The organism is Streptomyces yokosukanensis, from assembly GCF_001514035.1.
GTDB lineage: Bacteria > Actinomycetota > Actinomycetes > Streptomycetales > Streptomycetaceae > Streptomyces > Streptomyces yokosukanensis.
The window spans coordinates 73,766-96,828 of record NZ_KQ948223.1 but is presented as its reverse complement, the minus strand read 5'-3'; the positions used below and the strand labels follow the sequence as shown (position 1 = coordinate 96,828).

Sequence of the window (23,063 nt, the reverse complement as noted above, 5' to 3'; positions counted from 1 at the left end):
GACACCGACGACCTCACCAAGGCGCGGATGAACCGGCGCGGTGGCCTCCAGGCGATCACGCCCGCGGAGGGCATGGAGCTGTTCGACGCCGCCGTGGTGTCGGGGCGGGCGCAACTGGTCCCGGCCAAGCTGGACCTGCGGTCGCTGCGTACCCGGGCCGTGGCCGGCGGGGGAGTGCCGCACCTGCTGCGCGGCCTGGTCCGCGCCGGCCGGCAGCAGGCACACGCGGCCGGCCCCGGCGAGACCGGACAGGCGCTGGCCGAGCGGCTGGCGGGGCTCTCGGGTGCCGAGCAGGCGAAGGTGCTGCTCGACCTGGTGCAGGCCCAGGTGGCCGCGGTGCTGGGCCACGGCGCCACGTACCGGATCGACGCGGACCAGGGGCTGTTCGAGGTCGGCTTCGACTCCCTCACCTCCATCGAACTGCGCAACCGGCTCCGCGACATCACCGAGCGGAAACTCTCGCCCAACCTCGTCTTCGACTATCCGACGGCAGGAATGCTCGCCACGCATCTGCACGGGCTGCTGTGCGGCGAACAGGCGGCACAGCCCGTGGCGCTCTCCGTGTGAAGCACCGATCCCCCTGTGAAAGAAGGTGATGAAACGTGTTCGACGTGGACGGATATCTCGAACGGATCGGCTGCGCCGGAGAAACCGGTGTCGACATCGCGACGCTGCGCAAGCTGCACAAGAAGCACCTCATGGCGATTCCGTACAACGGCGCCACCCAGGACTTCAGCGACGGGGTGCGGCTCGTCGACCTCGACGAGGACGCCACGTTCGAGACGAGCGTCGTCCAAGGGCGGGGCGGCACCTGCTTCCAGCTGAACCGGCTGTTCGCCCGGCTGCTGACGGAGCTGGGCTACGACGTCACCGTGCTGGCGGCCAGCACCGCCGAGGGCTGGGAGGCGTCCGGGATCGACGTGGAGCACATGTTCAACCTCGTCACCCTGGACGGCGAGCAGTGGCTCGTGGACGTCGGCTACCCCGGCCCCTCCTACATCGAGCCGCTGTCGGCCTCCGGCGCGGTGCAGAGCCAGTACGGATGCCAGTACCGCCTTGTCGACCGCGGATCCAGGATCGCTCTACAGCGCCGCGGCAGGATCACCCGGTGGAGCGTCGTCTACACCTTCACGATGCAACCCCGGGAGTGGAGCGACTGGAAGGCCATGGAGGACTTCCTTGTCCGGGAGATCACCGCGGACACCGGGCCGCAGGACGGCCGGAAGATCCTCTGCGGCCGGACTTTCGAGAACGGACAGGTCGTCCTCAAAGGACGACGACATCTGACGGTCCGTGACGGCCGCGAGGAAATACGCACCATCACGGACGACGACGAGCATGCGCAGCTGGTCTCACACATGCTCTCCGACGAATTCCGGTGAATCGCACTCCGATCACCCAGCGCTCCGGTCAGACGAGTTGGCACCAGAAAGGGAAAGCGATGGCGAAGGAAACAACCGATGTGGTTGTGATCGGCGCAGGGCCGGCCGGTGCGGTCAGCGCCTATGTGCTCGCCAAGCAGGGGCACTCCGTGGTGCTCCTGGAGAAGGAGACCGACCCCCGGTTCCACATCGGCGAGTCCCTGCTGCCGTACATGATGGGCCTGTTCGAGCGGATCGGCCTGCGTGACGTGGTGGCGTCCCAGGGCTATGTGCCCAAGTTCGGCGGCGAGTTCATCGACCCGACCGAGAAGAAGTTCTTCGAGGGCGTCTTCCGCGCGGACTTCACCAAGCAGGGCCCGGGGCGGCACGACAACGCGTTCCAGGTCGAGCGGCGCCGGTTCGACCGGATGCTCGCCGAGCAGGCCGAGGCCGCCGGTGCGCAGGTCGTCTTCGGTGCCCATGTGAACGAGCTGCTCATGGAGGGCGACCGCATGGTCGGCGTCCGCTACGAGCGCGACGGCGAGTCGCACGAGGTGCGCTCCACGTACGTGATCGACGCCAGCGGTCGCACGGGCAAGATCGCCCATCGCTTCGGGCTGCGCAAGACCCTCGAGAAGCTCCGCATGGTCGCCGTGTTCCGCCACTACACCGGGCTCGACGAGAGCCACAACCTCGGTGTCGAGGGCGACATCCAGGTCGCCGCCCACGACGACGGCTGGGTGTGGGCGATCCCGCTGTCCAAGGACACCATCAGCGTGGGCACGGTCATGCCGCGCGACGTGCTGCGCGCATCGACTCCGGAGAAGGTGTTCGAGGAGCACCTGGCCCGGGTGCCGCGCATCGTCTCCCGGCTGACCGGGACGCAGCCCTCCATGGACTTCAAGATCGAGACCGACTACTGCTACCACACGGACACGGTCACCGGCCCCGGCTGGCTCATGGTCGGCGACGCCGGCTGCTTCGGCGACCCCATGTTCTCCGGGGGCGTCCTGGTGGCGACGGCCACCGCCGTCCGCGCGGCCGAGACCCTCGGGGAAGCCCTGGCCGACCCGTCGGCCGAGGAACGCCTGCTCGACCGGTACGCCGGCTACTTCAAGACCGGTTACGACACCTACATCCGGCTCATCCACGCCTACTACGACGGCGAGCTGGTCGCCATGGCCGCCGACGCCGCCCGCTCCACCGACCGGGACACCCTGGAGAAGTACCTCATCCGGCTGATCGGGGGCGACTTCTGGAGCGAGCACAACTCGGTGGCCCAGGAGATGCGGCGCCGCAAGGAGTGGGACACCTTCGAGCCGTTCCAGCGGGTCTACGGCTGCCCGTCCTATCCGCACCTGGACGAGGTGGACCGCAAGGAGCGGTCCGAGTCGCGTGTCCGCCGGGTGACGGCGGGCCGGTAGAGACGTCATGGCATCCGTTCCGCTGCGTCTGAGAGATCATTCGTACGACGTGCTCATCGGCCCCGGGGTCCGTACGTCGCTGGCCGAGGTCGTCGGGCGGCTGGGCGCCGCGCGAGCCGTCGTCGTGTCGGCCCGCCCGGCGGAATGGGTGCCCGACACCGGTGTGGAGACCCTGCTGCTGCCGGCCCGCGACGGAGAGCAGGACAAGACCCTCACCACGGTGGAGGCGCTGTGCCGCGAGTTCGTGCGCTTCGGACTCACCCGGTCCGACGTCGTCGTCTCCTGCGGCGGCGGAACGACCACCGACGTGGTCGGACTCGCCGCCGCCCTGTACCACCGGGGCGTCGCCGTGGTGCATCTGCCCACGACACTGCTGGCCCAGGTGGACGCCGCCGTCGGCGGGAAGACGGCGGTGAACCTGCCCGCAGGCAAGAACCTGGTCGGCGCCTACTGGCAGCCGAGCGCGGTCCTGTGCGACACGGACTACCTGTCCACCCTGCCCCGGCGGGAGATGCGTAACGGCTACGGCGAGATCGCCCGCTGCCACTTCATCGGCGCGCCGGACCTGCGCCCGCTCCCGCTGGCGGACCAGATCGCCGCCAGTGTGGCCCTCAAGGCCCGCGTCGTGGAGGCCGACGAGCGGGACGCCGGACTGCGGCACGTCCTCAACTACGGCCACACGCTGGGCCACGCGCTGGAGAAGGCGACCGGTTTCGCCCTGCGCCACGGTGAGGCGGTGGCCATCGGTACGGTCTTCGCGGGCCGGCTCGCCGGTGCCCTCGGCCGTGTCGACCGGGCGCGGGTGACCGAGCACCAGGACGTCGTCAGCTCCTACGGGCTGCCCACCGCGCTGCCCGCCGAGACCGAACCCGCGGCCCTGCTGCCGCTGATGCGGCACGACAAGAAGGCGATCGGCGGACTCGCGTTCGTCCTCGACGGGCCGCAGGGCGCGGAACTGGTGGACGACGTACCGCACGACGTGGTCGCGCGCGTCCTCGACGAGATGCCCCGGGCGCCCCTGGCCGACCTCGTCGACGTCGTCGACGTCGCCGCGCCCGCCGCCACGACCGCCGCGGCACGCTCATGAGGCAGCTCCAGTGGCCGGCCGACACCGACCAACCGGCCGACACCGACCAGCCGGCCGGCGCCGCCGAAACGGTCGACGCGCTGCTCGCCGGCAGGCTGGCGCAGGCGCTGGACCGGCCCGCCCCCCAGCAGCCGGTCTGGCCGGACCCGGACCGGGCCCGGGAGGTCGGGGCGCTGCTGCGCCGTGCCGCGCCGATCGTGACAGCGGCCGAGACGGCACGACTGCGCCGTGAACTCGCCGCGGTCGCCGGTGGGCAGGCGTTCCTCCTCCAGGGCGGCGACTGCGCCGAATCCTTCGCCGAGAACACCGAGGCCCACCGGCGCGCCAATCTGCGCACGCTCACGGGGATGGCCGACGTCCTCACCCGCCGCACCGCGGTACCGGTCGTCAAGGTCGCCCGGATGGCCGGCCAGTACGCCAAGCCCCGCTCGCGGGCCGTCGACGCCCAGGGGCTGCCCGCGTACCGCGGCGACATGGTCAACTCCGCCGAGCCCACACGGGCGGCCCGCACCCCCGACCCCGACCGGATGCTGCGCGCCCACGCCGCCGCCGTCGACACGATGGCGCTGATCCGGCGGCTCGGCCGCGGCGGCGGGCCCGAGGCGCGGGCGGCGGCCGGCGGCGACATCTACGTCAGCCATGAGGCGCTGCTGCTCGACTACGAGCAGTGCTCGCTGCGCACCGACCTCGGCGGGCCCGAACCGCGTCTGTCCAGCGGGCTCGGGCACTTCCTGTGGATCGGCGAGCGCACCCGCCGACTCGACGGCGCGCACATCGCGTTCGCCCGGCTGCTGTCCAATCCCATCGGCCTCAAGCTGGGCCCGGACACCACCCCGGAGGAGGCCGTCACCTATGTGCGCCGGCTCGACCCGCACGCCGAACCCGGGCGGCTCACGCTGATCAGCCGTATGGGACACACCCGGGTCCGCGAGGTGCTGCCGCCGATCGTGGAGAAGGTCACCGCCTCGGGCCACCAGGTCGTGTGGAGTTGCGATCCGATGCACGGCAACACCTACACGTCGGCGAACGGATACAAGACCCGGCACTGGAGCGCGATGGCCGACGAGATCACCGGCTTCTTCGACGTGCACCGGGCGCTCGGCACCCACCCCGGCGGCGTGCACCTGGAGGTCACCGGCGACCACGTCACCGAATGCGTCGGGGGCACCGGGGGGCCGGCCGAGGCCGAGCTGCCCGCCCGCTACCGCACGGCCTGCGACCCCCGTCTCAACGCCGAGCAGGCACGGGAACTCGCCCATGTCGTAGCGGAGTTGGCGGCCCGCAGCGTCAGGGACCGGAAGGGCGGGCCGCGATGACCGGACGACCTCCCGTCGTACCCGTGCAGGGCACCACCCGGCTGTACGCCGTCCTGGGGGACCCGGTCGCCCAGGTCCAGGCGCCCGCGCTGATGAACCCGGTCTTCGTGGAACTGGGCATCGACGCGCTGGTCGTCCCGGTGCACGCCCGGCCGCACCACCTCGAAACCGTCGTACGCGGCCTGCAGCGGGTGGAGAACCTCGACGGCATGTTCGTCACCGTGCCGCACAAGGCCGCCGTCCGCGGCCTCGCCGACCGGTGCGGACCGGCCGTGGCCATCGCCGGCAGCGCGAACGTGCTGCGCCGCGAGGCCGACGGCAGCTGGCTCGCGGAGAACTTCGACGGCTCGGGCTTCGTGACGGGCCTCGTCGGGGCCGGACTCGACCCCCGGGGCAGCCGGGCGGCGCTCGTCGGCGCGGGCGGTGCGGGCAGCGCCATCGCCGCCGCGCTCCTCGCGGCCGGCGTCGACCGGCTCTCCCTGTACGACACGGACACCGCGAAACTCACCGCGCTGGCCGCCCGGCTCGACGGGCACTGGCCGGGCCGGGTGCACACGCTGAGCGGGCCTCGGCTGCGGGACGCCGACCTCGCCGTCAACGCCACACCGCTCGGGCTGCGCGCCGACGACCCGCTGCCGTTCCCGCTCCAGGACCTGGCGCCGGGCTGTGCCGTGGCCGACATCATCATGAAACCCCGCGAGACACGACTTCTGCGCGAGGCCGCCGCACGGGGGCACCGCATTCATCACGGCATTCACATGCTCGAGGGGCAACTGAATTCCTATAGGGCCTTCTTCGACCTTCGCTGAATACCGCCGACCACTACCGGACCAAGGGATGTAGCCGAGTCCGCAAGCACCTACTTTGGACCTGCTGTTCAGCTGTTCTGTGCCTTGCATCGAGCCACATCCAGTTCTTTGGAGAATCATGAACGTGCGACAGGCACCGGAATTCCCCCAGTGGCCGCAGTACGACGAGAACGAGCGGGAAGGCCTCATCCGCGCGCTTGAGCAGGGCCAGTGGTGGCGCATGGGCGGAAACGAAGTCGACTCCTTCGAGCGAGAGTTCGCCGAATTCCACGGTGCCGCTCACGCGCTGGCCGTCACCAACGGAACCCACGCGCTGGAACTCGCCCTGCAGTGCATGGGCGTCGGCCCGGGCACCGAAGTCGTCGTCCCGGCCTTCACCTTCATCTCCTCCTCGCAGGCGGCGCAGCGGCTCGGCGCGGTCGCGGTCCCGGTGGACGTCGACCCGCACACCTACAACATCGACGTGGCGGCGGCCGCGGCGGCCGTGACACCGCGCACCCGGGCCATCATGCCCGTGCACATGGCGGGCTTCCTGGCCGACATGGACGCCCTGTCCAAGCTCTCCGCCGACACGGGCGTCCCGCTGCTCCAGGATGCCGCGCACGCCCACGGCGCCCGCTGGCAGGGAAAGCGCGTCGGCGAGCTGGGCACGGTCGCCGCGTTCAGCTTCCAGAACGGCAAGCTGATGACCGCGGGCGAGGGCGGCGCCGTCCTGTTCCCGGACACGGAGATGTACGAGACGGCGTTCCTGCGGCACAGCTGCGGACGCCCCCGCACCGACCGCCGCTACCTGCACCAGATCGCCGGCAGCAACCTGCGGCTGAACGAGTTCTCCGCGGCGGTCCTGCGGGCCCAGCTCGGCCGGGTGGAAGAGCAGATCACCACCCGTCAGCAGCGTTGGGCCGTGCTCTCCCCGCTGCTCGACGCGATCGACGGCGTCGTCCCGCAGCGCGCCGACGAGCGCACCGACTTCCCCTCGCACTACATGGCGATGTTCCGGGTGCCCGGCATCGGCGAGGAGGACCGCAACGCCCTGGTCGACCGGCTCGTGGCGGCCGGTGTGCCGGCGTTCGCGGCCTTCCGCGCCATCTACCGCACCGACGCCTTCTGGGAGGTCGGTGCCCCCGACGAGACCCCGGACCAGATCGCCGAGCGCTGCCCCCACACGGAAGCCATCAGCAAGGACTGCGTCTGGCTGCACCACCGCGTGCTGCTCGCCGGCGAGCAGGACATGCACCGCACGGCCGAGATCATCGCGGACGTCGTGGCCGCCGTATGAGCGTCAGGGCAGCCGTCGTCGGGCTCGGCTGGGCGGGGCGGGAGCTGTGGCTGCCCCGGCTGAGCGAGCACGCCGACTTCGACGTGGTCGCCGTCGTCGACCCCGCGCCGACGGCGCGGGCCGCACTCGACGCGGCACCGGGCGTACCCGTGCACCAGACCCTGGACGCGCTGACCCCCGGCGCGGTCGACCTCGCCGTCGTCGCCGTACCCAACCATCTGCACGCCGAGGTCGCCGCGCGACTGCTCGGCCGGGGCATCTCCGCCTTCCTGGAGAAGCCGGTGTGCCTGACCCGGGACGAGGCCGACACCCTGGCCGCCGCCGAACGCGCCGGCGGCGCCACGCTGCTCGCCGGCAGCGCCGCCCCGCACCGCGCCGACGTGGCCGCCCTGGCGCGCCTGCTGCCGGAACTCGGCCGCATCCGCCATGTCGACCTGTCCTGGGTGCGGGCCCGCGGCATCCCGCAGGCCGGCGGCTGGTTCACCCAGCGCAGCAAGGCCGGCGGCGGCGTCCTGTTCGACCTCGGCTGGCATCTGCTCGACACCCTCGCCGCCCTGCTCGGCCCGGCCCGCTTCACCCAGGTCGTCGGCGTGACCTCGAACGACTTCGTGGGCACCGGCGCCTGGAGCGCGGCCTGGCGGCAGGACGAGCCCACCGCCGCCGACCACGCTGACGTCGAGGACACCGCCCGGGGCTTCCTCGTCCGCGACGACGGCGTCTCGGTCGGCCTGAGCGCCGGCTGGGCGTCGCACGAGGCGCGGGACGTGACCCGGATCCAGGTGGTGGGCAGTGCCGCGACCGCCGAACTGCGATGCACCTTCGGCTTCAGCCCCAACCGCCACCCGCACTCCCGGCTGACGCTGACCCGCGAGGGCACCACGACGTCCCTGCCGGTACCGGACGAGCCCATCGGCACCGAGTACCGGCGGCAGCTGGACGGCCTCGCCGACATCCTCGCCGACCCCGGCCGACGCGGCAGGGCCGTCGACGAGGCCCGTACGACGGTCCGTGTCATCGAGGACTTCTACGCGTCGGCCCGTTGCGCGCACGAGCAGACCGCCGTGCCCGCCCATCAGTAGGAGGTGAAGGAACCAGTGGGATCACCCGCTTCGACCGAACGGACCGATGTCCCGGGCCGGCCGGCCACGGCGACGCTCCAGCCGGTGCGACGCGCCGTGATATTCGACCTGGACGGGGTCCTCGTCGACAGCTTCGCGGTGATGTACGAGGCGTTCGCCGTCGCCTACAAGGAGGTCGTCGGCGACGGCCCGGCGCCCTTCGACGAGTACCGGCGCCACCTGGGGCGCTACTTCCCGGACATCATGCGGATCATGGGCCTGCCCCTGGAGATGGAGGAGCCCTTCGTCCGTGAGAGCTACCGCCTCGCGTCCCAGGTGCCGGTCTTCGACGGCGTCCCGGAACTGCTCACCACGCTGCGGGCGCGCGGATTCAGGCTCGCCGTGGCCACCGGCAAGAGCGGGCCGCGGGCGCGCTCGCTGCTCGGCCGGCTGGGGCTGCTGCCCTTCTTCGACCATGTGATCGGCTCGGACGAGGTCGCCCGCCCGAAGCCGGCCCCGGACATCGTGGAACACGCCCTGGACCTGCTGGGCTTCTCGCCCGAGCAGGCCGTCATGGTCGGTGACGCACCGACCGACATCGCCAGTGCCCACGGCGCCGGTGTGACCTCGGCCGGCGCGCTGTGGGCGCTGTCCGAGACCGACGAACTGCTCGCCGCCGAACCGGCCGTCCTCCTGAACCGCCCCGCCGACCTGCTGGCCCTGTGCCCGTCGGTGCCCGGCGACTGAGGATCGGCCGGGCGGCATGGAGAGGGCACATCACCTCGGTGTCGACATCGGGGGCACCAAGGTCGCGTTGCGGGTGGAAGCCGGCACGCGTTGCGTGGACGAGACCGTCTTCGCCTGGCGACCACGGCACAGCGTCGACCGGGACCTCGCCCAACTCGCCGAACACATAGGAGAGTTGCGCGCGAAACTGGCCGCGCCGCCGAGCGCGGTGGGCGTCGCGGTGCCGGCGACCGTCGGACCCGACGAGCGGATCACCGCCTGGCCGAGCCGGCCCGAATGGGCCGGCACGGACCTCGGCGCGGCATTGCGCGCCCTGTTCCCCGGCACCGCCGTCGCCTGGGCGGACGACGGCGACCTGGGCGCCCTCGCCGAGGCACAGGCCGCCGACTGCCCGGACCTCCTCTACCTGGGGGTCGGCACGGGCATCGGCGGCGGCCTCGTCCTGCGCGGCGAACTCTGCCCCGGCCCGGGCCGCGGATCCTTCGAGATCGGACACACCGTCGTCGAGCTGGACGGTCCGGATTGCGTGTGCGGACGCCGGGGATGCCTCCAGGCGATCGCCTCGGGCCCGGCCACGCTGCGCCACGCGGCCCGGCTGCGCGGGAGCGAGGTCACCTTCGACGTCCTGCGACAGGCCTGGCGCGACGGACAGCCCTGGGCGGTCACCGCGCTGCGCCGCACCTGCCGCGCCCTGGCCGCCGCCGCGGTCAGCGTCCAGGAACTGCTCCATCCGCGACTCCTGCTGCTCGGCGGCGGCTTCGCGAGCGGCATCCCGGGCTTCGACACCCTCGTCAGCGCCCAGCTCGCCCAGCTGTCCCGCCCCGGCCTGCCCCAACTCGACGTGCGCCCGGCCGCACTGGGCGCACTGTCCTCCCTGCGGGGCGCCCTCGCGCTGGCCCGCACGATCCGGCCGTGACCACCCGTGTGCGAGCAGGGCCTACGCGGACCCCGCGGACTCCTGCACACTGCGCCGACCGGTTGGTAGGTGCGCCGGACGGCGTGCGGGGCGTCCCCTAGGGCCTGTCAGCCCGCCTGGCGCGGACCCCCGGCCGGCACCGGCGTCTTCAGCCCCGCGCGCAGGGCGTCGACCAGCGGGGCGATGTCCTCGGGGCCGTGCGCGGAGCCGAAGACGTGGTAGTCCGGCCGGACGAGCACGGCGGTCGCCCGGTGCTCGGCCAGGTACGCCCGGTAGAAGCCGTCCACATCGATCGCCTCGGTCAGGCCCTGCCCGGTGTCCCCGGTGGCCTCGGCCGCCCCGGGCGGCAACAGGCGCACCACATGGGTGTCGAGGGCCGAGAGGTAGGACCACCGCTCCTCGCCGAGCGCGGGGCGAGGATCGTCCGTGCAGAGCAGGACGAAACCACGGCCCACGACCTCGTCGAACAGGCCTGTGCCGCCCTGTGCGCTCACCCGCCCCTGCGGCACCACCGAACCGGGCAGCGGCCCGGCCCCCTGCTCGCCCGGCAGATGCAGCAGCCCGCCCGACAGCGGCTTCGCCGGCTCCGGTTGCCCAGGCCCCTTGCGACCGCGCCGGCCCGCGAGGACCGTGGCGTCGCGCTCCGCGGCGGCCGCCGGGTCCGTCACACAGATCACCCTGCCCAGCTGCACCGACGACAGGATCGAGTCCTTCACGTGCTGTCGGCGTTCCTCGGCATAGGTGTCGAGGACACCGGCGTCGGCCAGACCGCGCAGCGTCAGATCCAGCTTCCAGGCCAGATTGGCCGCGTCCCGGATCCCCGAACACATGCCCTGGCCGGCGAAGGGCGGCATCAGATGCGCCGCGTCACCGGCGAGCAGCACCCGGCCCGCCCGCCACTGCTCGGCCCAGGTGGCCCGGAAGATGTAGGTGGTGCTGCGCAGCAGCGTGGCGGTGTCCGGGGTGACGCCGTACGGCCCCAGCAGGCGCCAGGCCGTCTCCTCCTTGTTCAGCTCGGCGCTGCTCTCGCCCGGCAGCCGCATGAACTCCCAGCGGCGGTGCCCCGGGCCGCTGCCCACCAGCGTCGTGGGCCGTGCCGGATCGCAGACCTGGACGTTGGTCGGGGTGAACTCGCGCGGCTCGTGCAGCTCGACGTCGCACAGCAGCCACTCGTAGGAGAACCCGAGATCGGTCATGGGGACGCCGAGGTGCTCGCGCACGAAGCTGTTGGCGCCGTCGCAGCCGACGACCCAGTGCGCGACGACACTGCGGCTCGATCCGTCGTCGCTCTCGACGGTCAGCGCCACCCGGTCGTCGTGCTCGGTGAGGTCCACGACCCGGTGCCCGCGCAGCACCGTGATGCCGGGCAGCGCCGCCGCACGGGCCGCGATCAGCTCCTCCAGCGCGGGCTGGTGCATGGTGTTGGCGTCCGGCCAGCCGTAACGCCCCATGGGGGAGAAGGCGATGTCCAGCAGCGTCTCTCCCGCCGCGGTACGCCACTGGTAGCCGGTGGCCGGCTCCGTGATCCGGCCGATCCCGTCCTCGTCCCCGATCCCGGTGCCCGCGAGCAGCCGGGCGGTCTCCCCGTCGAAGCTGGTCGCCCGCGGCAGCAGATACGGCCGGGGGCGGCGCTCGAGGACGGTGACGCGCAGGCCGCGCCGGGCGAGCAGCACCGACAGGGCGGCGCCGATCGGCCCGTTGCCGACAATGGCCACGTCCGTGTCCGCCGGGGACTCGTACAGGTCGTTCGGGCGCATGGTGGACATCGTCATCCCAACTCGCAAGGCGTCGGAAAAACCGCGAGGGCATGGAAAAGGGCGCGGAAAGCGGCGTACGGAATAACGACCCCCGAACCCCCGGGTATTCGGCGAGATTAGCATCCCGTTGTTCGGGGCGGAGCCCCGTGCGCGGCGGCCTATCAGATCGGGGGATGTATGGCCCACCGCGCCTGATCTACTGTGTGGAACTGCCATGCATGTCGCGGCATGGGCAGGGAACTTGTCCTCGACCGACGGTCAAGTCGCGATCGAGGGGAATTCCGGCCGGAATTCATGGACGCCGGGACACCTGGACGCCTGGACGCTGAAGAGGGAGACGTATGACCGTCACCGCCGAGAACACGGCCGCCCCGGTCGAGCTGCTCTCGCCGGAGCTGGTGGCCGACCCGTTCGCCGGATACGCACGGCTGCGCGAGCAGGCACCGACGCTCGTCGGCACGATGCTGGGCGGACCGCCGATGTGGCTGGTCACCCGCTACGACGACGTACGCCGGGTGCTCACCGACCCGAGATTCCTCAACAACCCGGCATCGGTGCCGGACGCCCCCGCCGTCCGTACCACGATCATGAAGCGGCTGGGCATCCCCTCCGATCTCGTCGACTACCTCGACGACAAGCTCATGCAGATCGACGGCGACCACCACCGCCGACTGCGCAGCCTGGTCTCGCGGGCGTTCACCGCACGCCGGGTGGCCGAACTGCGCCCGCGGGTCGAGAAGATCACCGCGGAGCTGCTCGACCGGCTGGCCGAGCAGGCACGCGAGGGCGAACCGGTCGACCTCATGGACTCGTTCTGCTTCCCGCTGCCGTTCACCGTGATCTGCGAGCTGGTCGGCATCGACGAGGCCGAGCGCGAGCCGTGGCACGAGTGGGGGATCAGCCTGGGCTCGCCCACGGAGCACCGGGAGCGCATCCCGGTCGTCATGCGCGAGTGCGTCGACCAACTGCTGGAGGTGATCGCCCGCCGGCGTGTCGAGCCGCGCGACGACCTGATCACCGGACTCGTGCAGGCCCAGGAGGACGACGGCGACCGCCTGACCGAACGGGAAATGGTCACCCTGGTCTTCACGCTGGTGATCACCGGTCACGAGACGACGACACAGCTGCTCGCCACCTCCGTCCTCGCCCTGCTGGACAACCCCGGCCAGCTCGCCCTGCTGCGCGAGGACCCGTCCCGCTGGCCGCAGGCGGTGCACGAACTGATGCGCCTCGGGCCCACCCAGTGGGGGGTGCCCCGGTACCCGTCGGAGGACGTCGTGCTGGGCGGCACGAGGATCCCGGCCGGCGCCACGATCCTGCCGCTGATCCTGCCCGCGAACACCGACCCGCGTCAGTTCGAGGACCCCGAGCGTCTCGACATCGGCCGGGACCACGGAGGCGGCGAACGCCACCTCGGGTTCGGGCGCGGGGCGCACTACTGCCTCGGCAGGCCGCTCGCCCTCCAGGAGGCCGAGGTGGCCCTGCACGCGCTGTTCACCCGATTCCCGGACCTGTCCCTCGCGGTGGAGCGCGAGCAGATCCCCTGGGTCCTGCGGCCCGGGGTCTCCCGGGTCGAGCGGATCCCGCTGCGACTCCTCTGATGGACTTCCCGACACAGACAGGACTTCGCCGATGACCGACACCAACACATGGGTCGCCGAGGAGTACGTGAAGGTGAACTCGCCTCACGTCAAGACGGCACTGGCCGCGCTCTCGCTCGCGGGCGACGCCCTGGAGCGGGGCGGCACCTTCGCCGAGATCGGCTGCGGCGCCGGTGAGATCGCGCGCACCGTCGCGGAGCGGGGCTTCGAGGTCTGGGCCAGCGACGCCTCACCGTCCATGGTGGACGCCACCCGCCAGCTGTGCGCCGGGCTCCCCGTGCACACCGAGGTCCGCACCGTCGAGGAACTGGACCTGCCCGAGGGCCGGTTCGACGTCGTCCACTCCTCCTGGGTGCTGCACTGGGTCGCCGAGGCCCACGAGCCGCTGCGCCGCATGGCCCGCGCGCTCCGACCGGGCGGCCACCTCGTGCTGCAGTGGACCGGCGCCCAGCCGCGCAGCGAGGGCACCGGCCTCTTCGGGATCCTGCGCGCACTCGCCGACAGCCCGAAGTGGAACGACCTGTTCGCCGCGGTGCCGCCGGCGATGCGCGACTACCCGGCCGACGACGTGGCCGACCTGCTCAAGGACGCCGGCCTCGAACTCACCCACTACGAGCCCGAACTTCCCCACCCGTTCAGCAGGAAGAAGGGCACGGCCCTGACGCCCGAGGAACTGGCCGAGATGCGCCTGCGGTTCAGGCGCACCTGGTTCGCCTCCCAGGCCGAGGTCCTCGGCGACCGGGTCGACGAGTTCCTCGACGAGGCGCTGGGGACGCTGGTCGAGGCGGGCAAGACCGACCCGCACCACGCCCGGATCGTCGCCCGCCGTCCCGTGTGAGCCGAGACCGGACCGGGCCCCGGCGCCCCGTCCGGACCGGTGACGAAGCGGGCCCCCGCCGGTGTGGCGGGGGCCCGCTCCCGTGCGCCGCCGCCCGGCGGCGTCAGATCAGCCGACCAGGGAGAGCGCCCGGGCCGGACACAGCTCGACGGCCTCCCCGGCCGCCGCCCGGAACGAGTCCCCGGGCTCGGCGTCCAGCACGACGACCACGCCGTCGTCCTCGCTCTGGTCGAACAGCTCCGGTGCGTTGAGCACGCACTGACCGGCGCCGACGCATTTGTCGGTGTCCGCGACTATCTTCACGGCGATCGCCTCCTCACGGGATGAACGGCAGGTCGTCGGTCATGATGCCCGAGGCGTACGAAATCGAGTCCGCCGCGCCAGCGAAACTGCCGGTGCCACTCCACCGAAATTCAAGTCCGCGCGGTCGAAGGCGAGTCGGGAAATGAGGCCGCCCGCGGCGGAACCACGGCGATGGGCTATCAGGTCGAGGGATACCGGACCGGCGGCACCGTTCCTAGCCTGTGAAACTACCCTGCTGATTCCTGAAAGGAATTCCTGGCTGTGCCTCAAGCACCGGAGCAATTCGGAACATGGGTCCGCCGATTCCACCCGGCGCCCGACAGCGGGGTCCGCCTCGTGTGCCTGCCGCACGCCGGCGGGTCCGCGAGCTTCTACTTCCCGCTGTCCCGGGCGCTCACGCCCGAGGTGGACGTACTGGCGGTCCAGTACCCGGGACGGCAGGACCGGCGCCACGAGCCGAACACCGGCAGCCTTCCCGAACTGGCCGACCGGATCTTCGAGGTGGTGCGCCACCTCGACGACCGGCCCCTCGCGCTGTTCGGACACAGCATGGGCGCGGTCCTCGCCTACGAGATCGCGCTGCGGATGCAGGACGCCGGCCTCCCCGCGCCCGTACGGCTCTTCGCCTCCGGCCGGCGCGCCCCGTCCCGCGACCGCTACGAACGGCTCCACCTGGGGTCGGACGAGCAGCTGCTGGCCGAGGTGCGCAGGCTGGGCGGCCCCCACGCGGCGCTGCTCGCCGACCCGGAGATGCTGGAAGTGGTCATGCCGGCCATCCGCGGCGACTACAGCGCCGTCGAGAACTACCGCTACGAGCCCGGCCGCACACTTCACTGCCCGGTGTCGGTGCTCACCGGGGACAACGACCCCCGGGTCTCGATCGACGAGGCGGCGGCCTGGGAGGAGCACACCACCGGCCTGACGGAGCTGCAGGTCTTCCCCGGGGGCCACTTCTTCCCCGTCGACCAGAACGAGGGCGTCTGCGCGCTCCTCGCGGACCGCCTCGCCCGCCGGGACGTCGGCACGCGTCACGAAATGGTGCCCTGACATGATCGAGTCGAGCTCGGCCCCCGTCCCGACCCTTCCCCCTCACTCGCTGCTGGTGTTCCTGCTCCAGCTGGCGGTCCTGCTGCTGCTGACCCTGGCCCTCGGGCAGTTGGCGGCGCGGTTCAAGATGCCCGCGATCGTCGGGGAACTGCTCGCCGGCGTGATCGTCGGCCCCTCGGTCCTCAGCCACGTCTGGCCCGGCCTCGCCGACTGGCTGCTGCCCAAGGACCCCGGCCAGATGCACCTGCTCGACGCGGTCGGGCAGATCGGTGTCGTACTGCTCGTCGGCGTCACCGGCATGGAGCTGAAGTTCGACCTCGTCAGGCGGCGCCGGCTCACCGCGGTCCGGGTGAGCCTGTGCGGGCTGCTGCTGCCCCTGGGGCTCGGCATCGGCGTGGGCTACCTGCTCCCTTCCTCGCTCATGCCGGGCCGCACGAGCCCGACGGTCTTCGCACTCTTCCTCGGTGTGGCGATGTGCGTCACAGCGATCCCGGTGATCGCCAAGACACTCATCGACATGGACCTGCTGCACCGCGACGTCGGGCAGCTGACCCTGGCCGCCGGAGTGATCGACGACGTCGTCGGCTGGTTCCTGCTCTCCATCGTGTCGGCGATGGCGACGGCCGGGCTGAGCTCCGGGACCATCGCCACGTCCCTGCTCTACCCCGTGGGCATCGTCCTGGCCGCCTGGCTGGTGGGCCGCCCCCTGGTGAAGGCGGCGCTGCGCGCGGCGGGCCGGTCCCCGTCGCCGGCGCCCACCGTCGCGGTGGCCACGCTGATCGTGCTGCTCGGCGCGGCGGCCTCACAGGCGATGCACCTCGAGGCGGTCTTCGGCGCGTTCGTGTGCGGCGTCCTGATCGGCACGAGCGGCGAGCTGGACCGGGAGAAGCTGGCGCCGCTGCGCACGACGGTCCTCGCCTTCCTCGCGCCGGTCTTCTTCGCCACGGCCGGCATCCGGATGGATCTGACCGCGCTGGTCAGGCCCACCGTCCTGGCCACGGCCTGCGTGGTGCTCGCCGTGGCGATCCTCGGCAAGTTCGCCGGTGCCTTCGCCGGCGCGAAGATGAGCGGCCTCGGCCGCTGGGAGGCCCTCGCGCTCGGCGCCGGCATGAACTCCCGCGGGGTGATCGAGGTCGTCGTGGCGACGGTGGGCCTGCACCTCGGGGTCCTCGGCGCCGAGACGTACACCGTCATCATCCTCGTCGCGATCGTGACCTCGCTGATGGCACCGCCCGTCCTCCGCGTCGCCATGGCCCGGATCGACGAGCACGCCGAGGCGGAGATGGGCCTGGCCGGCCCGAACACGCGCGACCTGGCGTCCTCGCCGTCCGCCTCGGTGTGAGGGCGGGGCGCGGGCAGCCGGCGCGCGGGTGCGCGGGAGGGGCCGACGGACCCGGCCCCCCGAGGAACCACCTCACTCGGCCTGCGCACCCCGGCCGGCCCTGGCCGGCACCTGGCTCCACGCCCGCGTCAGCTCCACGCGCGAGGCCACGTTCATCTTTCGGAAGATCTTCTTCAGATGGAAGGCCACGGTGTGACCGGAGATGAACAGGCGCTCTCCGACCTGGGAGTTGGTGAACCCCTGACTCACCAGCTCGGCCACGGCGGCCTCCGTTCTGGTGAGCGCGCTCGTGTTCACGCCGGTCTGGCCGGTGTACTGCGGATAACGGCCCCGCCGTACTCCGAGCGAGCGCAGCCGGCTCACCACCCTGCGGGCATCGCGCGGAGCTGCGGTGTTCGCATAGCCGTCCGCCGCCGACTCAAGGGCCTCGACCGCCCGTTCGCGCTCGGCGGGCCTGGCGGCGAAGAGCTTGCCGGCGTCCTCGCCCGCGGACGCGGCGGCCCACGGGTCCAGGTGCAGGTCGGCCGCGGCGACGACCTGCTCCGGGTTCCTCTCCAGGAGGCCGGCGGCGTGCATCGCCGCCGCCGCCACGGAACGCAGCCCGCCGTTGCGTGCCGCCAGCGCGGAGGCCACCGAGACCACCCGCCGGGCGAGCGCCTCGTCGCCCAGCTGCCGGGTGGCCCGCACGAGCCAGGCGGCAGCGGCGGGCTGGGACGCCAGCAGTTCCAGGAGCAGTTGGTCGTCCAGGACGATGCCCACGATGAGCTGGGCCGCGCTCGTCGCGCCGCCCTGCACCTCGAGCAGCTGGGCCGCGGCCCAGGCACACTGACTCGGCTGGTGGGCCGTCTGGCCGAGCAGCGCGCAGTCGCGCAGCTGATTGGCGAACTCCATGCTCACGCCCATGTCGCCCTGCCGCAGGGCGCTCAGCGCCATCACGGTGTGCGCATCGGGCAGAAAGCGGTGCAGGCCGGTTCGCTGCGCCTGGTCGACCCCCTTGCGCGCGAGGTCGACGGCGGTGGGGACGTCCCCTTCGGCGAACGCGAGATCCGCCGCGCAGAGCAGTGAGGCCGCGACGAGTTCGCCGCCGGCCTCGGGCCGCTCCGCCGTCAGCTCGTCCACGTCGGCCAGCACCCGCGCCGCGGAGGAGAAATCACGGACCCGGACCAGCAGTGCGGCGTGCCAGACCCGTGCTGAACCCTCGCAGTCGACGGTGTCCTCGGGTTCCGTGCGACCGGCGGTCCTCGCCAGGCGGATGCCCTCCTCCAGATCACCGCGGGACCAGGCGGAGAAGGAGGACTCGCACAGCCGGGCGGTCTCACAGGAGCTGTTCCGGCAGACGGGTACGACGGAGAAGACGGGGGGCAGCCGCAAGCGAAACGGAGAATCTAGCATCACATCTCCTTCTGGGGTGCCGCGCCGTCCGAGTGGGGGCCCGTGCGCGGACCAGGGTAGGTCGGGGCTGTGACGGCGGCGGTGTGGGCCGATGCGGTGTATGGGGGGTCTCGACCCGTGCACGAGCGGCCCCTGAGCCCCGCGGCCGGGCGCACGGCAACGGTGCAGGTCCGCACGCCGGATGAACTATCGGCCCGGATGAACTATCAGCTCTGAGAGTGGTGCACCGCGGACGGCGGCGACAGCATGGAGGCAATCCGCAGTCGTGCGGCCGGAGTTCGCGGAACGGTGAGTACCGAGGTGGCCCCTTGAGTGTCGTGCTTCTCTTGAACGGACCCAATCTGGGCATCCTGGGGCGGCGGGAGCCCGAGATATACGGCACCGACACGCTGGCCGACATCGAGGCGGCCGTCGCCGAGGAAGTGAGCGTGCGGGGCTGGGAAGTGGTCTCCGTCCAGCACGACTCGGAAGGAGAACTCGTCTCGGCCGTCCACCGGCACAGCGACACCACCGTCGGCGCGATCGTCAACCCCGGTGCCCTGATGATCGCCGGCTGGAGCCTGCGCGACGCGCTCGCCAGCTACGCGCCGCCGTGGATCGAGGTGCACCTGAGCAACGTATGGGCCCGCGAGCAGTTCCGGCACGAGTCGGTGATCGCCCCGCTCGCGAGCGGTGTCGTGGTCGGCCTGGGCTCCTTCGGCTACCGCCTTGCGGCCCAGGCGTTGATGCACCTCGACGGCGAGGCGCCTCGCACCGGTTGAGCGAGGCGCCAGGAGAGCAGCGAGGGGCTTACAGGCCGGTGCCGCCGGACGCGTCGATGCACTGGCCCGTGATCCACCGCGAGTCGTCCGAGGCGAGGAAGGCCACGATGTCTGCGATGTCCGTCGGCTGTCCCATGCGGCCGAAGACGGAGAGCGCGGCATGCGCGGCCTCGTTCTCGGGTGTGCACCAGCGCCGCTTGTTCATGTCTGTCTTGACGAAGCCCGGCGCCACGGAGTTCACCGTGATCTGGCGGTCCCCCAACTCCCGGGCGAGCGTGTGCGTCAGGGCGTCGAGCGCGCTCTTGGCCATGGAGTAGGCGAGGGACGAGGGCAGGCTCACCCGGGTGGCCGCCGAACTGATGTTGATGATGCGGCCTCCCTCCCGCAGCCGCCGCAGCCCCTGCTGCACCAGGAACAGGGGTGCCTTGGCGTGCACGGTCATGAGCCGGTCGAAGTCCTGCGGGGTCACCTCCGCCACGCCGCCGCGGATGTTGAAGCCCGCGTTGTTGACCAGGATGTCCAGCGCGGCTGGTTCGCCCAGCTCCTGCAGGGCGGAGTCGAACCGCTCGTACAACGTCCGGATGTCGTCGGGCACCCCGAGCGGGGCGTGCACCGTGAAGGCGCGTCCGCCGCACTCGGTGATCAGCTCGACGGTCCGCCGGGCCGAGGCCTCGTCGCTTCCGTAGTGCACCGCGACGAGGGCACCGTCCGCGGCGAGGCGGCAGGCGATGGCCTGGCCGATTCCCCGTCCCGCTCCCGTGACGAGCGCCGTTCTGTCCTCCAGCGCAGTCATCGTCATTCTCCACTCCCCCTGTGGCACCGATATGAGACCGGACTCGCGAGCAAGTCTGCCGAACCCCGTCGGGTTCCGAGGCTACCATTGAAAAAACCGCCTATCCGGTTTAGTGTTGCCGTGATGTTCTGCGGACGATTGATCGGCGCAGCGCATCACCCGACATCACCCGGCATCGTCGGACGCCGCACCCGGTGTTCGTACGCTCGACGCGAGGCGGTCCCATGGCCTTTCGGCAGGTACGTCTGATTGCGGTGAACATCGACGGAGTGCTGTTGAACGACACCTTCAGCCCCGTCATCCACCGGTTCGTGGTCCGTCGCGGCGGCGTCTACACCGCCGAACTGGAGCGGGCGGTGCTCTCGCAGACCCAGCTGCGGGCCGCCGCGGCGATGGGCGTGCCGGGCACGCCCGAGGAGGTCGTCTCGGCGTACTTCGTGGAGCGCGACGAGTACCTCAGGGAGCACCCGGTGCGGGTGCTCGACGGCGCCCGCGCGCTGCTGGAGCGGCTCCGCGCCACCGGGGCGTCCCTGGTGTGCTACGGCGGGCTCGCACGCCCCCACTTCGACCGCTATCTGGCCCCGCTCGCCGCGTACTTCGACGGGCCCGGGTACGTGTGCACCGACAGCTTCCGCCCCGGGGTCCGGGAGATCGCCGAGGACGTCTTCTCGCTCCGCTGCGACCAGACGCTGTTCATCGACGACGTGGCGCGCGTGGGCGAGGCCGCCCAGGACCTGGGAGCGGCGTTCATCGGGCATCCGACCAGCTACGAGCACAGCTTCCAGCGGCAGTGGATGGGCCGGGCGGGAGTGCGGCACATCGTGGGGTCCCTCGACGAGATCGACGAGAGGCTGCTGGGGGTCGTCGACGCCGAGGCCGCCGCCGGCAGGTGTCCGGCGACGGCCGCACACGCCGGTGAGCGTGTGCACGCGACCACCTGAGCCGGCCGGGTGCCCGGCCCACGACCAGGAGCGGAAACCAGCGCTCCGGATCATTTTGCCTGCTCCAGGGCTGTTCATGACCGAGTCCGCGTGCCACGGCCCTGAGGGGAGAACGGGCGAACCCGCAGGGAAGAGGGGCGAAAGCACCGGCAACTCTGGTGTGGTCGCGCTCTCAATGGGTAAGGTACCTTCTACGCGGTTTTTTTCATTTGCTGATCCGTGCCCTGCAGCGGAGTGCGGTTGACAAGGAGGAGGTCCAGTGGCCCAGCAAGAGCGAGCGGTCAGGACCCGCCGTGCCGTGCTGGAGGCGGCCGCAACGGTCTTCGCGGAGCACGGGTACACGGCGGCGACGATCGCCGACATCCTCAAGACCGCCGGTGTCACCAAGGGCGCGCTCTACTTCCACTTCGACTCCAAGGAAGCGCTCGCCCGGGGTGTCCTGGAGATCCAGGCGGACGGGCGGGTGCCGGAGCAGGAGATCAAGCTCCAGGAGGTGGTGGACGTGACCATGACGGTCGCGCACCGGCTGGTGCACGATCCGGTCCTGCGGGCCGGCGCCCGGCTCTCCGCGGACCCCATCGGCCGGGGCCATTACGGCAGCGCCTGGCCGCTGTGGGTCGACGTACTGACGGAGATCGTGGCCGAGTCCCACCGACGTGGGGAGACCCTGTCGCACGTGGTGCCGCGTGAGGTCGCCGAGCTGGTGGTCAGCGCGTTCAACGGCGTGCAGCTCTACGCCCAGTTGGAGACCAATCTGGCGGACGTGGAGCACCGGGTCTCGGTTCTCATGCAGCACCTGCTGCCCTCCATCGCCTCTCCCGCGGTCCTGATGCGCCTGGACGTGGCCGAGGACCGCGGTGCCCGCCTGGTCCGTGAGGCGGGCCTCGTGCCCGCCTCGGCCTGACGCGGGCGGCCGAGACCTCCCACCGGCCGGCCGAGCGGCCCCCGCCCCGTGGCGCAGCCGATGCCGGTCACCAGCGCTTCAGAGGCCCTCGCGGAACCGGCGCCACGGCGGATGCCGTGGCGCCGTGGGACGTCCGCGCAGTGCCGGCGTGCACACCGTTCCCGGTGCCGGCGGACGACCGCCGCTCAGCGCACGACGGGCGCCACGGTCACCGTGGAGGTGAAGACGGGTTCACCGTCCTGACGGCCGGTCACGATCACGCGCTCCGTGCCGTCCGCCTGCGGGGGCAGGGCATGCGCCGCGATGAGGCAGGGCGTGTCCAGCTCCGCGTAGCGGGCGAATTCGCTGGTGATGCCGATCGGCAGGCAGGCGCGCCCCAGCAGTGCGGCCGCTGTCTGGCGGGCGGCCTCCAGCAGCACCATGCCCGGCACATGGTCGACGGGATGGTCGAAGAGCACGGGATGCCGGGTGTCCACCCGCAGCTGCCAGCAGTCCGGCTCCGGCACGGGGGACAGGACGACGTCCGTGGGGGAGAGGCGTCCGACCTCGTGCGGGGCGATCGGGCTGGTCAGCGGAAGCGGCGGGGAGGCGCCGTCCGCGGTCCGGGCGGCCCGCAGGCGCCGGTAGACGCTCGGCGAGACACAGGTGTACGTGGCGGACCCGGTCGCGGCGACCCTCCCGTCGCGGCGGATCACGGCCTCGTAGTGCAGTCCCGCGAGGTTCGATCCCCGGCGCTTGATGTCCGTGCAGGCGATCGAGATGTCGAGGGATGCCGGGGAGGCCTCGACGCGCATGTGCTCCGGCTCCATGTCGACCCTCATGTCCCACATGAGGAACTGGTGGTCGAGCGGGACCCCGAACTCCGCGTGCGACAGCAGGATCCCGGCCTGGCGGATCGTTTCCGCGATGAGGAGCGGGTCATGGCAGTCGTCGATCGTGGCGAAGAAGCCGTGCCGTCGGGGCAGCTGGGCGGACACGGTGAAGTGACTGTCGTCCACGCGCTCCCAGCCGGTGAGCATCACCTCGGCGATGCCGGCGCGGTGGACGTACTCCTTCGGGACTGTGGTGGTCAGTGCCGGGTAGTGCGGGACCCTGATGTGCGACGGCGCTGCGGTGCCACCTCGGGCGGGCAGCGTGCCGGGTATCGGGTGGTCCATGACGAAAGTGCTGGCAGACATCTCTGGCATCCCCCTGAGCCGCGTTGGCGTGAAAGACCATCTGTGTGGTCGCTCGGATCACAAAGATACATACCACCCGGTTTAGTTTCTAGAGGTAGGGCGCACTCCGGCTGCCATCACATGTGGAGCGGTTTGTTCCAGACACAGATGCCGAGGTGGGGGCGGATCCGAGGCACTCCCTTCGCCGAGGGCTGCTTCGAGCCGATCTG

The 23,063-nt window shown here is 71.6% G+C and carries 22 protein-coding genes; 17 read left to right on the top strand and 5 right to left on the bottom strand.

The features are described from left to right. The 10 genes from AQI95_RS34935 to AQI95_RS34890 all read left to right on the top strand — a co-directional run. Positions 1-567 (top strand): acyl carrier protein (locus AQI95_RS34935; RefSeq protein ID WP_208614338.1); only part of this gene is annotated, 567 nt, incomplete at its 5' end. Positions 568-602: 35 nt separating this feature from the next. Next, a complete protein-coding gene (locus tag AQI95_RS34930) occupies positions 603-1,382 on the top strand; it encodes an arylamine N-acetyltransferase (protein WP_079071722.1) in 780 nt (259 codons plus the stop codon). A 59-nt stretch (positions 1,383-1,441) separates the two neighbouring features. Further along, a complete protein-coding gene (locus tag AQI95_RS34925) occupies positions 1,442-2,785 on the top strand; it encodes an NAD(P)/FAD-dependent oxidoreductase (protein ID WP_067133562.1) in 1,344 nt (447 codons plus the stop codon). 7 nt (positions 2,786-2,792) lie between these two features. After that, positions 2,793-3,872 carry a 3-dehydroquinate synthase family protein gene (locus tag AQI95_RS34920; protein WP_067133559.1) on the top strand — a complete coding sequence of 360 codons (1,080 nt, stop codon included), beginning with the start codon at positions 2,793-2,795 and terminating at the stop codon, positions 3,870-3,872. Continuing rightward, complete coding sequence (locus AQI95_RS34915) at positions 3,869-5,188, top strand: 3-deoxy-7-phosphoheptulonate synthase (protein ID WP_067133556.1); 1,320 nt, start codon at positions 3,869-3,871, stop codon at positions 5,186-5,188. The genes AQI95_RS34920 and AQI95_RS34915 overlap by 4 nt, the downstream gene beginning before the upstream one ends. Further along, a complete protein-coding gene (locus AQI95_RS34910; RefSeq protein ID WP_067133553.1) occupies positions 5,185-5,997 on the top strand; it encodes a shikimate dehydrogenase family protein in 813 nt (270 codons plus the stop codon). The genes AQI95_RS34915 and AQI95_RS34910 overlap by 4 nt, the downstream gene beginning before the upstream one ends. Positions 5,998-6,115: 118 nt before the next feature. Then, on the top strand, positions 6,116-7,276 hold the full coding sequence (rifK, locus tag AQI95_RS34905) for a 3-amino-5-hydroxybenzoate synthase (protein ID WP_067133550.1): 1,161 nt from the start codon (positions 6,116-6,118) through the stop codon (positions 7,274-7,276). After that, entirely contained in the window at positions 7,273-8,355 is a 1,083-nt protein-coding gene (locus AQI95_RS34900; protein WP_067133547.1) for a Gfo/Idh/MocA family protein, read from the top strand. Before rifK ends, AQI95_RS34900 begins: the two co-directional genes overlap by 4 nt. An 84-nt stretch (positions 8,356-8,439) precedes the next feature. Then, positions 8,440-9,081 carry an HAD-IA family hydrolase gene (locus AQI95_RS34895; RefSeq protein ID WP_067133661.1) on the top strand — a complete coding sequence of 214 codons (642 nt, stop codon included), beginning with the start codon at positions 8,440-8,442 and terminating at the stop codon, positions 9,079-9,081. Positions 9,082-9,097: 16 nt separating this feature from the next. Beyond that, positions 9,098-9,997, top strand: coding sequence for an ROK family protein (locus tag AQI95_RS34890; RefSeq protein ID WP_067133544.1), 900 nt, complete (start codon positions 9,098-9,100; stop codon positions 9,995-9,997). Positions 9,998-10,104: 107 nt separating this feature from the next. Here AQI95_RS34890 and mhpA read toward each other — a convergent pair whose 3' ends face one another. After that, positions 10,105-11,754, bottom strand: a complete 1,650-nt coding sequence (mhpA, locus tag AQI95_RS34885; protein ID WP_067133658.1) for a bifunctional 3-(3-hydroxy-phenyl)propionate/3-hydroxycinnamic acid hydroxylase MhpA — start codon at positions 11,752-11,754, stop codon at positions 10,105-10,107. 341 nt (positions 11,755-12,095) lie between these two features. On the opposite strand from mhpA, the gene AQI95_RS34880 reads away from it, so the two are divergent. Together AQI95_RS34880 and AQI95_RS34875 are read left to right on the top strand one after the other, a co-directional pair. After that, positions 12,096-13,355, top strand: a complete 1,260-nt coding sequence (locus AQI95_RS34880) for a cytochrome P450 family protein (RefSeq protein WP_067133541.1) — start codon at positions 12,096-12,098, stop codon at positions 13,353-13,355. A 31-nt stretch (positions 13,356-13,386) separates the two neighbouring features. Then, a complete protein-coding gene (locus AQI95_RS34875; protein WP_067133538.1) occupies positions 13,387-14,193 on the top strand; it encodes a class I SAM-dependent methyltransferase in 807 nt (268 codons plus the stop codon). 108 nt (positions 14,194-14,301) lie between these two features. On the opposite strand, the gene AQI95_RS34870 is transcribed toward AQI95_RS34875, so the two are convergent. Continuing rightward, positions 14,302-14,496 carry a ferredoxin gene (locus AQI95_RS34870; RefSeq protein WP_067133536.1) on the bottom strand — a complete coding sequence of 65 codons (195 nt, stop codon included), beginning with the start codon at positions 14,494-14,496 and terminating at the stop codon, positions 14,302-14,304. Between the two features lie 261 nt (positions 14,497-14,757). On the opposite strand from AQI95_RS34870, the gene AQI95_RS34865 reads away from it, so the two are divergent. Beyond that, the gene (locus AQI95_RS34865; protein ID WP_067133533.1) at positions 14,758-15,543 is read left to right on the top strand and encodes a thioesterase II family protein; all 786 of its coding nucleotides are present in this window, start codon (positions 14,758-14,760) and stop codon (positions 15,541-15,543) included. A 1-nt stretch (position 15,544) separates the two neighbouring features. Then, positions 15,545-16,885 (top strand): cation:proton antiporter, encoded by a 1,341-nt coding sequence (locus AQI95_RS34860; RefSeq protein WP_067133530.1) that lies wholly within the window; start codon positions 15,545-15,547, stop codon positions 16,883-16,885. A 72-nt stretch (positions 16,886-16,957) separates the two neighbouring features. Here the strand turns inward: AQI95_RS34860 and AQI95_RS34855 are convergent, their stop codons facing one another. Continuing rightward, positions 16,958-18,277 (bottom strand): LuxR C-terminal-related transcriptional regulator, encoded by a 1,320-nt coding sequence (locus tag AQI95_RS34855; protein WP_107121843.1) that lies wholly within the window; start codon positions 18,275-18,277, stop codon positions 16,958-16,960. Positions 18,278-18,585: 308 nt separating this feature from the next. On the opposite strand from AQI95_RS34855, the gene AQI95_RS34850 reads away from it, so the two are divergent. Then, complete coding sequence (locus AQI95_RS34850) at positions 18,586-19,038, top strand: type II 3-dehydroquinate dehydratase (protein ID WP_067133527.1); 453 nt, start codon at positions 18,586-18,588, stop codon at positions 19,036-19,038. A 28-nt stretch (positions 19,039-19,066) separates the two neighbouring features. On the opposite strand, the gene AQI95_RS34845 is transcribed toward AQI95_RS34850, so the two are convergent. Next, on the bottom strand, positions 19,067-19,831 hold the full coding sequence (locus AQI95_RS34845) for an SDR family oxidoreductase (RefSeq protein WP_067133651.1): 765 nt from the start codon (positions 19,829-19,831) through the stop codon (positions 19,067-19,069). A 224-nt stretch (positions 19,832-20,055) separates the two neighbouring features. On the opposite strand from AQI95_RS34845, the gene AQI95_RS34840 reads away from it, so the two are divergent. Beyond that, a complete protein-coding gene (locus tag AQI95_RS34840) occupies positions 20,056-20,772 on the top strand; it encodes a haloacid dehalogenase-like hydrolase (protein ID WP_067133524.1) in 717 nt (238 codons plus the stop codon). Positions 20,773-21,031: 259 nt separating this feature from the next. Then, a complete protein-coding gene (locus AQI95_RS34835) occupies positions 21,032-21,676 on the top strand; it encodes a ScbR family autoregulator-binding transcription factor (protein ID WP_067133521.1) in 645 nt (214 codons plus the stop codon). Between the two features lie 185 nt (positions 21,677-21,861). On the opposite strand, the gene AQI95_RS34830 is transcribed toward AQI95_RS34835, so the two are convergent. Then, positions 21,862-22,854 carry a ScbA/BarX family gamma-butyrolactone biosynthesis protein gene (locus tag AQI95_RS34830; protein WP_067133519.1) on the bottom strand — a complete coding sequence of 331 codons (993 nt, stop codon included), beginning with the start codon at positions 22,852-22,854 and terminating at the stop codon, positions 21,862-21,864. Positions 22,855-23,063 lie beyond the last annotated feature (209 nt).